This is a genomic window from Vibrio sp. 1167, from assembly GCF_033340375.1.
GTDB lineage: Bacteria > Pseudomonadota > Gammaproteobacteria > Enterobacterales > Vibrionaceae > Vibrio > Vibrio alginolyticus.
In genome coordinates this window covers 495,370-508,854 of the sequence record NZ_JAWOWK010000005.1, presented here as the reverse complement: position 1 = coordinate 508,854, position 13,485 = coordinate 495,370, and the positions used below count along the sequence as shown (strand labels likewise).

General features: G+C 44.4%; 18 protein-coding genes. 13 read left to right on the top strand and 5 right to left on the bottom strand.

Annotated features, from left to right (window positions below; translation table 11 throughout):
- Positions 1 to 15 precede the first annotated feature (15 nt).
- Positions 16 to 795, top strand: coding sequence for a class I SAM-dependent methyltransferase (locus R7Z78_RS14385; protein ID WP_005379162.1), 780 nt, complete (start codon positions 16 to 18; stop codon positions 793 to 795).
- Positions 796 to 981: 186 nt separating this feature from the next.
- Entirely contained in the window at positions 982 to 1,554 is a 573-nt protein-coding gene (locus tag R7Z78_RS14380) for a hypothetical protein (protein WP_169644346.1), read from the top strand.
- Between the two features lie 69 nt (positions 1,555 to 1,623).
- On the opposite strand, the gene R7Z78_RS14375 is transcribed toward R7Z78_RS14380, so the two are convergent.
- Both R7Z78_RS14375 and uspA read right to left on the bottom strand, forming a co-directional pair.
- A complete protein-coding gene (locus tag R7Z78_RS14375) occupies positions 1,624 to 2,502 on the bottom strand; it encodes a carboxylate/amino acid/amine transporter (RefSeq protein ID WP_025768287.1) in 879 nt (292 codons plus the stop codon).
- A 64-nt stretch (positions 2,503 to 2,566) separates the two neighbouring features.
- Positions 2,567 to 2,992, bottom strand: a complete 426-nt coding sequence (gene uspA / locus R7Z78_RS14370; protein WP_005379165.1) for a universal stress protein UspA — start codon at positions 2,990 to 2,992, stop codon at positions 2,567 to 2,569.
- 282 nt (positions 2,993 to 3,274) lie between these two features.
- On the opposite strand from uspA, the gene ftnA reads away from it, so the two are divergent.
- The 3 genes from ftnA to R7Z78_RS14355 all read left to right on the top strand — a co-directional run bounded on the left by ftnA (position 3,275) and on the right by R7Z78_RS14355 (position 5,590).
- Entirely contained in the window at positions 3,275 to 3,802 is a 528-nt protein-coding gene (ftnA, locus tag R7Z78_RS14365) for a non-heme ferritin (RefSeq protein WP_005379167.1), read from the top strand.
- A gap of 91 nt (positions 3,803 to 3,893) precedes the next feature.
- Positions 3,894 to 4,217 (top strand): universal stress protein UspB, encoded by a 324-nt coding sequence (uspB, locus tag R7Z78_RS14360; protein WP_005379169.1) that lies wholly within the window; start codon positions 3,894 to 3,896, stop codon positions 4,215 to 4,217.
- Between the two features lie 179 nt (positions 4,218 to 4,396).
- Positions 4,397 to 5,590 carry an NAD(P)/FAD-dependent oxidoreductase gene (locus R7Z78_RS14355; protein WP_005382944.1) on the top strand — a complete coding sequence of 398 codons (1,194 nt, stop codon included), beginning with the start codon at positions 4,397 to 4,399 and terminating at the stop codon, positions 5,588 to 5,590.
- A 93-nt stretch (positions 5,591 to 5,683) separates the two neighbouring features.
- On the opposite strand, the gene R7Z78_RS14350 is transcribed toward R7Z78_RS14355, so the two are convergent.
- Positions 5,684 to 7,027 carry a sigma-54 interaction domain-containing protein gene (locus R7Z78_RS14350; protein WP_005382945.1) on the bottom strand — a complete coding sequence of 448 codons (1,344 nt, stop codon included), beginning with the start codon at positions 7,025 to 7,027 and terminating at the stop codon, positions 5,684 to 5,686.
- A gap of 436 nt (positions 7,028 to 7,463) precedes the next feature.
- Between R7Z78_RS14350 and R7Z78_RS14345 the strand changes: the two genes are divergently transcribed.
- The 5 genes from R7Z78_RS14345 to R7Z78_RS14325 all read left to right on the top strand — a co-directional run bounded on the left by R7Z78_RS14345 (position 7,464) and on the right by R7Z78_RS14325 (position 10,788).
- Positions 7,464 to 8,015 (top strand): BON domain-containing protein, encoded by a 552-nt coding sequence (locus tag R7Z78_RS14345; protein ID WP_005379174.1) that lies wholly within the window; start codon positions 7,464 to 7,466, stop codon positions 8,013 to 8,015.
- Between the two features lie 45 nt (positions 8,016 to 8,060).
- Positions 8,061 to 8,237 carry a DUF1328 family protein gene (locus tag R7Z78_RS14340; protein WP_005379177.1) on the top strand — a complete coding sequence of 59 codons (177 nt, stop codon included), beginning with the start codon at positions 8,061 to 8,063 and terminating at the stop codon, positions 8,235 to 8,237.
- Positions 8,238 to 8,245: 8 nt separating this feature from the next.
- Positions 8,246 to 8,443 carry a hypothetical protein gene (locus R7Z78_RS14335; protein WP_005379178.1) on the top strand — a complete coding sequence of 66 codons (198 nt, stop codon included), beginning with the start codon at positions 8,246 to 8,248 and terminating at the stop codon, positions 8,441 to 8,443.
- A gap of 104 nt (positions 8,444 to 8,547) precedes the next feature.
- Positions 8,548 to 8,979, top strand: coding sequence for a hemerythrin domain-containing protein (locus R7Z78_RS14330; RefSeq protein WP_017821107.1), 432 nt, complete (start codon positions 8,548 to 8,550; stop codon positions 8,977 to 8,979).
- 144 nt (positions 8,980 to 9,123) lie between these two features.
- Entirely contained in the window at positions 9,124 to 10,788 is a 1,665-nt protein-coding gene (locus tag R7Z78_RS14325) for a diacylglycerol kinase family protein (protein WP_169644345.1), read from the top strand.
- A 204-nt stretch (positions 10,789 to 10,992) separates the two neighbouring features.
- On the opposite strand, the gene R7Z78_RS14320 is transcribed toward R7Z78_RS14325, so the two are convergent.
- Positions 10,993 to 11,391 (bottom strand): hypothetical protein, encoded by a 399-nt coding sequence (locus R7Z78_RS14320; protein ID WP_005379193.1) that lies wholly within the window; start codon positions 11,389 to 11,391, stop codon positions 10,993 to 10,995.
- Positions 11,392 to 11,539: 148 nt separating this feature from the next.
- On the bottom strand, positions 11,540 to 11,977 hold the full coding sequence (locus R7Z78_RS14315) for a DUF2383 domain-containing protein (protein WP_005379194.1): 438 nt from the start codon (positions 11,975 to 11,977) through the stop codon (positions 11,540 to 11,542).
- 360 nt (positions 11,978 to 12,337) lie between these two features.
- On the opposite strand from R7Z78_RS14315, the gene R7Z78_RS14310 reads away from it, so the two are divergent.
- The 3 genes from R7Z78_RS14310 to R7Z78_RS14300 are packed head-to-tail and all read left to right on the top strand — an operon-like array spanning position 12,338 to position 13,463.
- Complete coding sequence (locus R7Z78_RS14310; protein WP_169644344.1) at positions 12,338 to 12,586, top strand: hypothetical protein; 249 nt, start codon at positions 12,338 to 12,340, stop codon at positions 12,584 to 12,586.
- Positions 12,587 to 12,634: 48 nt separating this feature from the next.
- Positions 12,635 to 13,147 (top strand): hypothetical protein, encoded by a 513-nt coding sequence (locus tag R7Z78_RS14305; protein WP_033905884.1) that lies wholly within the window; start codon positions 12,635 to 12,637, stop codon positions 13,145 to 13,147.
- A complete protein-coding gene (locus tag R7Z78_RS14300) occupies positions 13,137 to 13,463 on the top strand; it encodes a hypothetical protein (protein WP_086046426.1) in 327 nt (108 codons plus the stop codon). Before R7Z78_RS14305 ends, R7Z78_RS14300 begins: the two co-directional genes overlap by 11 nt.
- Positions 13,464 to 13,485: the final 22 nt, after the last annotated feature.

Here is a 13,485-nt window from a genome sequence, read left to right as displayed (position 1 = left end):
TATTGGAGCCTCCTTTTGCAACTGCAATTGATCTGTGAAAACCCGTCTCAACAATCTCATCTTGATGAACTCGCTGCGCGTTGGCAGCTTTCTCACACTGACGATAGCGATTTTGCTTTGGTGCTAACCACCGAGCGTTTGGAGCTACGTAAAGTGGATGAGCCAAAGCTGGGTGCAATCTTTGTGGATTTGATTGGTGGTGCGGTAGGTCATCGTCGCAAGTTCGGTGGTGGTAAAGGCCAAGCAATTGCGAAAGCTGCGGGGTTGAACAAAGGGGCAACGCCAACCGTGTTAGACGGCACGGCAGGTCTTGGTCGTGATGCGTTTGTGCTCGCCTCGCTAGGTTGTAAAGTGCAGATGGTCGAGCGTCATCCAGTCGTAGCGGCTTTGTTAGATGATGGCTTGGATCGAGCGAAACAAGACCCAGAAATCGGCACCTGGGTATCTGAGCGCATGTCGCTAATCCATGCTTCTAGCCATGATGCGCTGGAACAATTGGCGCAAGATAAAGACTTTGTCCAGCCTGATGTGGTGTATCTTGACCCGATGTATCCGCACCCAGAAAATAAAAAGAAGTCGGCGCTCGTAAAAAAAGAAATGCGCGTTTTCCAATCGTTGGTTGGCGCCGATTTGGACGCCGATGGCCTACTAGAACCAGCCATGGCGTTAGCCACAAAGCGTGTAGTAGTTAAACGCCCAGACTATGCTAACTGGCTGAACGAGAAAAAACCGACCATGGCGATTGAAACGAAAAAAAATCGCTTCGATGTCTACGTTAAAGCATCGATGGCATAACTTCCTGACGGCTCAACTTTTCTTGTCACAGTATGGTGTATCGTGCTGTGACTCAGCCTCTCTTTCCTCGTCTCTATTGATAGTTTTCTCTTGCTAATTCCCTTCCCTGACTGTATATCTAACTAAGAATTATTATTATTTCACTTGTTGTGATGCGGTCGATAACTGGGAAGCTGGAGTAGTAGAATGGCTAAACGTTTATGTAAAATGAGTCGCAAACAGATCGCGGCAGAACTTGGTGATATCCATCGTTTAGTTGTCGCACCAAAATTCGTTTGTCGTTCTTGCGCACGCTCTTCATCGGCCAAAGATACCCTTTGTAAGCCAGCCGCAATTCCTCCACAAAAATGCCAAGACAAGCCATTGAGTGAGCAACAAGCATGTGGCTTATTGGTTGAAGCTCTGCCATCACAAGCGATTCCAGTGACCACTAAACAAAGCAACGAAAAAGCCGCGATTGTGAAGCGTGTTGTTGAGCGTGTGAAAGAGAAAAAACAAGCCGAAAAATCTCTGGAGCCAGTAAGAGCCGACGCACCAGTATGGTTTGATTTAGCGGATAAAAAATCGCTCAAGAAAGCGAAAAAAGCACTGAAAAAGCACTATAAGCAGCAAAAGAAGTTATTAAAAGTGGTGAAAAAACAACAAAAGTTACTTAAGCGTCAGCGCAAGCTTGAAGCGCGCAATGCGAAACTAGAAGTGTTGCTGCCAACGCCACCTAATACTTTGATGAACGCAATCTCACAAGCCAAAGTGCATTAATCAAACAAAAAACGCTCTCCAGTCGGAGAGCGTTTTTTATTGCTGGAATATTTGTTAGTAGCGATGGCGTTACTTATTGGCGTAGCTCATTTCGACGCGCTTTTTCACCCAGGTTTCGTTAATCCATAGGGATAGCATGATGATCGCACCGCCAATGGCGAGTCGCATGACATCAACATCGCGGTTCCAAATCACAATGTTTACAATCAAGCCCGCCGGAACCAATGCATTGTTCATTACTGCCAGTGCACCTGCGTTCACCATAGTCGCGCCTTTGTTCCAAGCAAAGTAACCAAAACCAGAAGCAATCAACCCAAGGTATGTCAGAATGCCCCATTGCGTTGTAGTGGTTGGTAGTTTGTCGAGGTTACCCATGAGCGCGAAAGCCACGGTTGCTACACAAAGTGCACCTAAGTAGAAGTAGCCAAACACGGTGTGTTGTGGCAAATCGACGGGTTCACTCTCCATGATATATTTGTAGCCCACCTGACCGATGGCAAAGCAGAGGTTTGCTCCTTGTACGACCAAAAAGCCCAGTAGGAAATCTTCATTAATGCCTGCAAATTTAATCCAGGCGGCACCAAATACGGCTATTGCAGCGGTAACTAAGTACCAAGGTGAAAAGCGACCTTTCAAGAAGTCATAGATTAGCGTGACGTAAATGGGTGTGAATACGGTGAACAGCAATACTTCTGGCACGGAAAGGAGCAAAAAAGATTGGTAGTAGAAGCAATACATCAAGCCGAGCTGGAAGCCACCGACGGTCATCAGTTTCGCAATTAGGGATTTGCTAACGCCACGGAATTTCAAAAAGGGAATGAAAACCAAACTCGCCAGTGCCACGCGCATGAACACCGAGAACCAAGAATCAACCTGACCGGCGAGGTAAACGCCGATCAGGCTAAATGAGAATGCCCAAAGTAGGGTAACTGCGGATAGATAAGCCATGGATGAGAATCTTTATCAACAACAAATGTGCCCGCAGTCTAACCAAGTTTTATCGTTGCGCCAATCAGTCTTTTAGCGGTACGACCAGCATATCGACTGGTGAGCAGTTAATCAGCTGTCGAGTCGAAGATAGAATCTTGCTCCAGAAATCTTGGTGATGACCACAAACCACCAAATCAATGCTGTAGTCTTGAATGGTATCGCACAGCTCATTACTCAAATCGCCACTACCGACTAAAGTATGGGCAATTGGGTATTGCGCATATTCTGCGAAGTTTGCCAATTGTGTGCGCGATGCTTCCATTGCTTGATGTTGCGCTTCTGCCATATTGATATCGATAAGCCCGGTGTAGAGTTCTGCGTAGTTCACGTCGATGTGAATAAAAGAGACTTTCGCATCCAGAGGTTTAGCCAGTGATACGGCTTTCTTAATCAACACTTTACTGTCGTCTGAAAGGTCGACTGCCACAAGTATGTGTTTGTAACTCATATTGCTATCTCCTTGTAAGGTCATAGTTTTAGATTAGCACCAACCCCAAAAAAAATTTGCTGAAGTGATCTCATATCGGTGCCGTAGGTACAAAGTCTTGTCTCAGTAATCATGTTATAGTGGCGTTATACCCAAGTGACTTTGATATGCTGAAATAAGCGTAGTGTTACTGACTAGAGTTGAAGTGAAACTTCGCCGTGTCTGCCAGACCAAGCTATTCTCGCAGCGTCACTTATTTCGAGGTTACTTGAGTATATTGCATGCACAATAATAGGAGTTAACATGCTGTCTCAAACTATGGTCGAACAATTGAATGAGCAAATTAACCTAGAATTTTTCTCATCCAATCTATACTTACAAATGAGTGCTTGGTGTGAAGACAAAGGTTTTGAAGGTGCGGCTGAGTTTTTACGCGCTCACGCCGTAGAAGAAATGGAGCACATGCAACGCCTATTCACTTACGTGAGTGAAACTGGCTCAATGCCAATCTTAGGCGCTATTGATGCGCCAAAGCATGACTTTGCGAGCCTAGGTGACGTTTTCCGCGAGACATTTGAACATGAGCAAATGATCACGGAAAAAATCAACAAACTGGCGCACGTTGCATTTACTAGCCAAGACTACTCAACGTTTAACTTCCTACAGTGGTACGTGTCAGAACAGCACGAAGAAGAGAAGTTGTTTAAAGGGATTTTAGATAAGATCGAACTGGTAGGTGAAGACGGTAAAGCGTTGTTCTTCATCGACAAAGATCTAGCACAAATGGCGAAAGAAGGTTCATCTTCAATCATGGATGCTCCAGCTGCGTAAACGCGTTTTGGGACGTTGTAAGTAGCGGGTAAAGACGAAGTGTTGATCGTCTTTTTCTCTTGAGCATTGTTGAAGATGTAGGGAGGAAAAGATGATCAGTGGAGACACAATCTTATTTGCGCTAATGGTGGTAACTGGAGTTAATATGGTCCGGTATCTCACCGCTCTTCGTTCTCTAATTTATATCATGCGTGAAGCGCATCCGCTGCTATATCAGCAAGTTGATGGTAATGGTTTTTTTACCACTCATGGAAATGTCACCAAGCAGGTGAGGTTGTATCACTACATTAAAAGTAAAGAATATCATCATCACCACGATGAAATTTTTACTGGTAAGTGTGAAAGAGTGCGTGAATTGTTTGTTCTATCGACCGCGTTGCTCGGCGTGACGCTACTTGCGGCCTTCATTCTCTAAGAGTCAATAATCCAGAAGTTGTTCTGTCTGAGATTTTGCGGACATACAGAGCGCTTAGAGTTTAAGCGCTTTTCCCTTTCGGTATTTGTCGGTAGAATGTCGCGCCTAGAAAGCAAGGATGTGCAATGTGCACATCCTTTTTTATTTTGATTCGATACCAATCAGTCTAAGAGCTACCGATGAGTAAGAAATTTGATGTTGTTGTAATTGGCGCAGGCGCAGCAGGTTTAATGTGTGCTGCAGAAGCAGGCAAGCGAGGCCGCCGTGTTTTGGTGCTCGATCATGCTAAAAAGCCAGGACGTAAAATCCTTATCTCGGGCGGTGGTCGTTGTAACTTCACTAACTACGACGTTTCAGCTAATCACTATTTGTGTCAAAACCCGCACTTTGTTAAGTCGGCGCTCTCCCAATACACTAACTGGGATTTCATCTCGATGGTGTGTAAACATGGCATTGAGTTCGAAGAGCGTGATCACGGCCAGTTGTTTTGTGTCGATGCATTTACGGCCAAAGATATCGTGAAGATGTTGTTAGCTGAGTGTGACATGCCGAACATCGAGCAGCGTTACCAATGCGATGTTCATTCGATTGAAAAAATTGATGAAGGCTTTCGTTTGCATGCTGGTACTGAGATTGTCGAATGTGAGTCTTTAGTTATCGCAACAGGTGGCTTGTCGATGCCAAAACTGGGAGCGACACCATTTGGTTATAAAGTCGCGGAACAATTTGGTCTTCGAGTTATCCCAACCACGGCAGGTCTTGTACCATTTACTCTGCATAAAGAAGACAAAGAAGACTTTGCTGAGTTATCTGGTATCGCGGTACCTGCGGAAATTACGGCTGAAGATGGCACCATGTTCAAAGAAGCCCTGTTGTTCACACATCGTGGTTTATCTGGTCCAGCAGTGTTACAGATTTCTTCATTCTGGCGGGCCGGACAAAAGGTGTTGATCAATCTTGTGCCAAACGATGATGTTGCTGAGTTATTAGAACGCAGTCGTGAGAAGCATCCAAATCAGTCACTCAAGAATACGCTTGCCAAAGTGCTGCCTAAGCGTCTGGTTGAAGTCTTAATTGAACGTAAAGAGCTAGTCGATAAACCGCTAAAACAGTTCAATCAAAAGGAGCTTGCGGCGATTGTGGAGCGTCTAGAGCATTGGGATATCGCCCCGAATGGCACTGAAGGCTACCGAACTGCGGAAGTGACACTCGGCGGTGTCGATACTGATCACTTATCCTCGAAAACCATGGAATGCAAAGACATTAAAGGGCTTTATTTTATTGGTGAAGTGATGGATGTGACTGGTTGGCTAGGGGGCTACAATTTTCAGTGGTGCTGGTCGAGCGGCTTTGTTGCGGGGCAGTGGGTTTAATCAAACACCAAACGCAGCCTAACTGCATAAAAGATAAGATACAAAAAGAGCACTGAATAAAAGTCAGTGCTCTTTTTGTATTCCCATAGCGAGTTACTCGTCTTGATACTTTTCGAGTTTGTTATAGAGCGTTTTCACGCTAATGCCTAACTCCTGCGCTGATTCCGTTTTATTGCCTTGATTCTCTTCAAGGGTATTGAGAATGGCGGCTTTTTCTAGCTCTTCTAGCGAAACGCCCGCCGGAACAAGGTCTTCGATGCTGGTGCCTGTTTCCAATGGTGGTGTGTCGAAGATAAGGTGTTCATCTCGGATGGTGTCATCAGCCAAAATGAATGCACGCTCGATCGTGTGTTTGAGCTCACGGACATTACCTGGCCAGTCGTGTGCAGCGATTTTTTGGATCGCAGAGTCAAGAATCGTTTTGGTTTTTGCCTCATTGGCGTTGCGGTGCGCGATAAAGTGCTTGGCCAGACCGACGATATCACCGCCTCGTTCTCGCAGTGGCGGTATCGTTAATGGGAAATGCGATAACCGGAAAAACAGATCTTCACGCAGGAACTGCTCCTCAATGGCGATTTTAGGATCACGGTTTGTAGCAGCAATGATGCGAGTATTAGCGATATGAACCGTATTACTGCCAACTGGGCGATACTCTCCGGTTTCTAGCACCCGCAATAGCTTCACTTGATGCTCGATAGGCATCTCGGTGATTTCATCTAAAAATAGGGTGCCGCCCTCTGCCTGCTTAAATACACCTTGGTGAGTTTTATTTGCTCCGGTAAAAGCGCCTTTCTCATGGCCAAACAGTTCACTATCAACCAATTCAGGGCTAATGGCACCACAGTTAATCGCTATAAAGGGCTGTTGTTTACGCTCACTCGCTAAGTGGATGGTCTGCGCCACCAGTTCTTTGCCTGATCCACTTTCACCGACAATAAGGACGTTGGCTTCTGTTTTAGCAACGCGCCTGATCATACGATAGAGCTGATGCATCGGAGAGGAAGAGCCGACCAAAAGACCAAATTGGTCAAGATCGCTGGTGGACACTTTACGCCCTTGATCTTGTTTGTGTTGATAGTACTGGCTGACTTCGCTCAGGGTGTCCGTCAGAATGGCAATATCAACGGGCTTTCTGTAGTGAAAAATAGCACCCAAGTTCATCAGCTTATCCAAGTTCTCGTTTGGAGCGCCTGAGCTAATGATGATCAAGTCCATATCGTAGATGTCTTCGATATTAGAAAGACGTTGATAATCTGCACTAGTAAAGTGGGCGACTTCAACAATCGCAACTTCCGGTTTGAGTTGTAGGAAATCTTCAATCCATTGGTCTGCGGCATCGATGTCATGCAGACGAAATTTGTTCAGTTCCTGGCAAGAAGCGATGGCATTTTTAAGTGATGGATCTTGTATTCTTAGAAACAGGCTTGGCATCGACATAGAAATGTCCTCTTTACTATGACAGAAACAATGTACGTGGATTATTCTCACTTCACAAGACAAAATATTGTCAGCATAGATTTAAGGATTTGTTCGGTATTTTTATGTTGTTAGCCCCTTTTTGATATATATCGGTGAGAGCCATCAGTAGATATTTCCTTTTGTTCAGATTTTTATTTTTAAAATAATAATTTTGCTATTAATTGATTCTGGAGAAATAGCCTTTCTGTTTTATCAGGTTATTTCTGCACAAGTGGCGGAGGCTTTATCACCGATTAAAAATTACATTTTTTACGTGTAAATAATTCATGCTTATACTTTATTGCTCATCTCATTTTTACCTCTTTCCTTTATTAGTCACTTAAAAACAATGAGTTATAAAGTTGGCACATGGTTTGCTCCTAGGGAAGTGCAACGTCAATAAAGGAGAATTACCATGAATAACATCGCAGCTAAAATTGTACTTACGTCAGTTCTTGCTACTTCATCTACAGCAGTCTTAGCGAGTGATAAATGGGAAAAAGAATCCATGGACGCTTGGCTAGATGGTAAAGCTGAAACCACACTACTGCTAAACAGCAATCTCAACTCTTTTGATATCAATACCGATGTAGAGAATCAGGTCGTTACCCTTTCTGGTTCGGTAAACAATGATCTTGAAAAATCACTTGCCGAAGAGCTTGTTACTGGTCTTGATGGTGTGAAAAAAGTAAACAACGAATTGTCAGTAGTGAATGAAGGCAAGAAAGAAACTGATTCAGAAGCTTTAGCTACACTGACCGATTCTAAAATCACGACTATAGTTAAAACGCGCCTACTAATGGATACCAATGTGAGTGGTACGGATATTGATGTAACGACAGAACGCAAAACGGTAACGTTGGCAGGTAAAGTTAATTCAGATGCGGAGCATGATCTTGCAATTTCAATTGCAAATAACACCAATGACGTAAATAAGGTGATTGATAAGCTAGAAGTGGTTCAATAATAGCGAGCCGAGTGATTTAACCCACTTTTATTAGGAGGTAACACTATGGTTCGTTGGATGTTTATTTTTCTGGCACTGGCACTAATTTCTGCACTATTAGGCTTTACCGGTATTGCAGGAGCTGCTGCCTCTATCGCGCAAGTGATATTTTACCTATTCCTACTGTCATTAATTGTATCAATAGTGATTGTTCTACTGGGAAGAAAAAACGTAAATAGATAGGAGATTCCATGCGACTTACGTCATTTATTTACCGTATCGCCGCAGTATTCGGTTTGGTGTTTGCGTTGGCAGCTTGTAGTGAAGAAGGGCCAATGGAACAGGCCGGCAAAAAGATAGATGAAGCCGCCGAAGAAACCCAAAATGCGATTGAAGATGAATGTGAAAACATTAAAGAAAACCTAAACGCTGAAGACCAAGACTGTTAGCCGAATTAGGTTAGGTTTTTTACGCATAGCTATGTAAGAGAGGGGCGGTCAATCACCGCCCTTCCTTTTGTCCCAATTGTTTACAATCAGATAAGGAGTCAAAGATGAAAAACATATTTGATGTACTGAAAGAGAGTCATGAAAAGCAACGCCTTTTACTCGATGCTCTGATGGAAACGTCTGGAGATTCCCCCGCTCGTGAAGAGTTTTATCACAACCTTAAAGAGGAACTCGAACAGCACGCAGCGGCAGAAGAGCGGTTTTTCTACGCGCCTTTAATAGATAGTGATAAGACCATTGATCTCACTCGCCATGGCATCGCAGAGCATCATGAAATTGATAAAGTGATTGCACAGCTTGATGCAACCGATATGAGCTCGCCAGCGTGGCTCAACCTAATGAAAACCTTGCGTCACAAAGTGTTGCACCATCTTGAGGAAGAAGAGCAGCGTTTCTTCCAGTTAGCCGGTAAGGTAATGACCGATAAGCAGAAAATGAAACTAGCGGATGGTTATGTTGAAGAGATGGTAAGCTAGGTAGAGTGTTGGACCTTTTCGTGCCATTTCGGCACGGGAAGGCACTCAATCAAGGCGTTTACTAAAGTTCATGTATCCAAGCTCAATCCCCCGCGTATTCTAACTTCCACTAAAAAGTGCACTCGCTGAAGGCAAGGAGAGCGAATGTTTATCATCAAATATTATATTCTTGGCGCTCTGATCAGTTTATTGGCCGCTATCTATACGCCTCAAATTATCGTTAGTTTGCTGTTCTTATGGATATCGCTTTCTTTAGCGTTGGTCAGCGTAGCCTACGTATTCGACATTCCCTCTATTTTTAGAAAAAACCAAGATGGCAAGATTGTCAGGTGGATTCGCTGGGCATTCATCCCATTTCTATTGGGGGCTAGAGCGTATAACGCCTGGGAAAGACGGCGTGATACAGTGCCTCCAATCCAAAAAGTCAGCGACAATTTATACCTATCTCGCCGTTTGTTTCAGAGTGACTTAGATTTTCTCGAATCCAATGAAATCTCTTGTATTGTCGATGTCACCGCAGAATTTGCAGGCCTTGAAAGCGCGATGACCGACAAGCAGTTTCATTACCTTTCGATTCCGGTACTCGACCACAAAGCCCCAACGCTAGAGCGCCTGCGCCATGCGATTAACTGGATTGATACTCAAATCTCGTGCTCGCGGGCTGTGGTTGTGCATTGTGCGTTAGGGCGCGGTCGTTCAGTGTTTGTTGTGGCGGCGTATTTACTGAGCAAAGACCCGTCACTGACGGTTGAATCCGTGATGAAAAAAATCAATGACGTACGCAGTACCGCGAGATTGAATAAATTACAGGTTAGAACGTTACAAGCGATCAGTGAAAAAGGCGTACTGGGGCTGGATCAATCCACTTGGATGGTGGTTAACCCTGTTGCAGGTGGCGGCAAATGGGAGGAAAACGAACAGCACTTGATTCGTGAACTAACCAAAAAATATCGCTTGAGTATTCATCAAACCACCACAAACCTCAGCGCCGAGCAGCTAACACAACAGGCAAAAGAAAGTGGAGCTAAGCAAATCATCGTAGCTGGTGGCGATGGCACAGTAACAGAGGTGGCGAGCCAATTGGTGGATACCGACCTAAAACTCGGTATTGTTCCGCTCGGAACTGCCAATGCGTTATGTCATGTGCTCTATGGCGTTGGCGCAAAATTCTCACCGGTCGAAAAAGCGTGTGAAGCGTTGCTTGGCGGACACTGCCAACGTATTGATACTGCGGAATGTAATCAGCGGCTTATTTTGTTGGTCTTAGGTATTGGGCTAGAACAGAAAATGATCGAGCACGCTCAGCGAGAAGAGAAAAATGTTTTTGGACAACTCGCTTACCTCACCGGCTTTTTTAATGCTGTAGTGGCGGAAGAAACGCAAGCTTTAACCGTTTCGTTAGACGATCCAACTGAAGATGGAAACCACGACAATAATACACAAACGCTTGAAGTCCATAGCTTTGTCGTTGCGAATATCGCTCCATTTAGTACGTTGCTTGCCCAAGGTGGTGATGCGCCGCAGCCTGATGATGGCAAGCTGCATATCACATATTTAGATAACACCGAGTCTTTAGGCGGACGTCTTATCGCATTGTCGGATCTGACATTAACGAGCGTAGGCGCACAGGAAGAATCGACACATTTTCAATACGCGACGGCTCAGAGCGTCACTATTTCTGCGAATAAACCGATTGAATATGTGATTGATGGTGAACTGTATTCTGATGAGCAACTGGCAATCAAGCTGCGTCCAAAGTCATTGAACGTATTTGTTCCAAGCCAGAGACGTAAATCAGCTTCGCTTTAACACAGAAATCCGCGGATAACGCGCCATTTGCTTCGTATTCTACATGGCGCTTTTTCTGTGTTGTTTGATGATTTGGTGTGCGTCGTAAAAAAGGCTATTAAGGTCGCTGCGTAGTAGATGCAGCAGCTTTTTTCTATCTGTACCTTTTACTAGGTTGATTGGGGATGAGGGTTAAACAAAGTGAAGAAAGAAGGGCGAGTATAATTACTCACCCTGAGGTAAGTGCTTTTCAATTTCATCGTTTTCAACTTGTAAAGCAGCTAACCAATAAGAAACAAGTGCGGTTAAGTTGGTGTCGTCAATGGCTCTAAGCAGGGCTTTTAAATCATCTAACAGTAATTTATTCATAAAATGCATTTCTTTGTAATTACCTAACTCGGCAACGCCGTATTCGGTGGCATTTTCTGCAATGAATTGTTCACCATCTTGATCGAAAAACAGCTTCGCCATCTTTTTGATCATCACTTTTTCTATTTTCACGAATCGATATGCCGCTCTTGCGAGTGTCATATGTGATTGCGGGTTAACGAGAGGCAAACACGTTTGGCGATGGTGTGTCATTTTTACGAGTAGCTCCCTTACTCGATTGTTATCCAATGTCATAGTGACCTCTTTATTTATGACTATTGTCGTGGGACATTTCTCGTGATGGTTATGTTAATGCGCCTGTGGGCTTGTCAGAAATGGCCAAAGCAAGTTGGCCATTTCTTTGATCAATACCGAGCTTTATTGCAAAGGCGACCACCAAGTTTTAGCTAATAAGGCTGATGCTGCTGAGTTTTTCTTTGCAGCTTTTTATATCGCTACGAACTTTCAGCAGAACCGAGTTATCCGCCTGCTCTGGGTGGGAAGTAATCAAATTCTCAATCTCTTTGAGTACCTTGCTTTCGACACCTTCAAGCTGTTCTAAATACATAGACTCTTTGTCAGAGGACACTTCCTTCATCACGTCGCTGTAGACCTCACGCGCCTTGATGGTGTAGGAAACCGGAGTGTCGTCGGCAGATTCTTCATTGTTACTTGCTAGAGAGTAGGGAGTGAGCTCAATGACTGCACGCTCACGTACTCTGAGCAGTTCTACCAACACATTATTCAAAGAAGTGTTGTCAATGTTCTCGATGGCCTTGTTGTAAATTTCATTTCCGCTTTCGATAAGCTCAATGATTGAGGCGATGTTTTCATTTTTCATATGCCACTCCTTATTTACTGGTGATAGGGGTGTTTGAGCGTATGGAATACAAACACGATGTTTCGTCTTCAGTTGCAGGTTGTATGCCAATGAATTTTAAGTCTTATTAATCAGTGACTTAATATCTTGTTTTGCAATAACTTGCTAACAGTCGGTAAGGCGCTAAGAAAAAATTACAAGAATGGCGGGAAAGCCTGGAAAGAATTACACGTACAGATACGGCTTTTTATCGAAATAAAAATAAAATCAAAAAAAAACAATAACTTAAAATTCTGGCATGGATATGGCTTTGTAGGGAGTAAGTGAGGTCAAACATTGTTTCACTTGATTCACTACTCAACTCATTAATGGAGGCTAGTTATGGCTACTACAAAAGAAAGCACAGTAAAACCTCAAGAGCAGTTAGAAGAAGCATATCACTTAGCGGAGCAAGCCACGACGGAAGCTGTTGGCACGATGAAAGACCAAGCCAAAGAGAAGCTGGATGTAGGTGCGCAGCAAGTTCAGCAGGCGACTAAGTCGGCAGAAAATGTAATCAAGGAGCGCCCATTGCTGAGCATAGGTTGTGCCTTCCTTGCTGGTTGGGCGGTTTCGAAGCTGATCAAATAATAGTGGTCACCAAGGATTAAGCCACACAACAGAAAGGCGAGGCTTCACATGAATAACTCAGGGCAAGTTACCAATCAGCAATCAGGCTCGGCGGCTTCAGACAGCGGCCGAGCCCCTGATGGGGCAGAAGAACAGGATATCCAACAAACCATTAATGGTTTGAGCAGCATTCTTGCGCAATTGGACCAACTGACGAAATCGCTAAAAGTATGGTCAGGTTCAACGTTGGATTTGTTCCTCTTGGAGATGAAAGTTAACGTGTCCGCAGTGCGTCAGATTTTGCTGTGTACCGTTGTTTTTACTCTATTGTCGGTATTGTTCGTATTCAGTTTGTGCCTTGCCTCTGGGGTGGTGGCTTATCAGTTAACTGCCAACGTGTATGTTGCCGTGGGTGTATTTATCACATCATTAGGCTTGGCATTATTTGCTTTAGCCTGGTGGCAGAAGCGTTTAGTTGGATTTCTTGGATTCAAAAATACGACAGAACAATTACAGGAGGGGTGGGATGCGCTCGCTACAAAAGCTCAATCGAGCCATGCGGATCAAGCGGATGGAAGGTAAAGCGTCTCTAGAGCAATGCTGTTTGTCGATGGAAATGTTCACGTTTACCACCAAGAAGTTTGTGAGAGAAAACCCTTGGACGACATTAGGCATTAGTGCTGTCGTTGCCGTTACCGCAGCAAAAGCAGGTCGATTGTCTCGACTGACTTCTTCTATTTCGTCAATGGGGCTATTGGTTAGCAGCGTGTCTGATATTACCGATTCGCTCACAAAGCCGGTCGCGGCAGCTTCTCTGGATGAGTCAGGTGCGGAGCAAAATGGAAATGCAGCAACACAAGTAAGCAACGCTGCGACGACAGAGGGCGAACCACTCTAATAGCGGATTTCACCGCAAATTT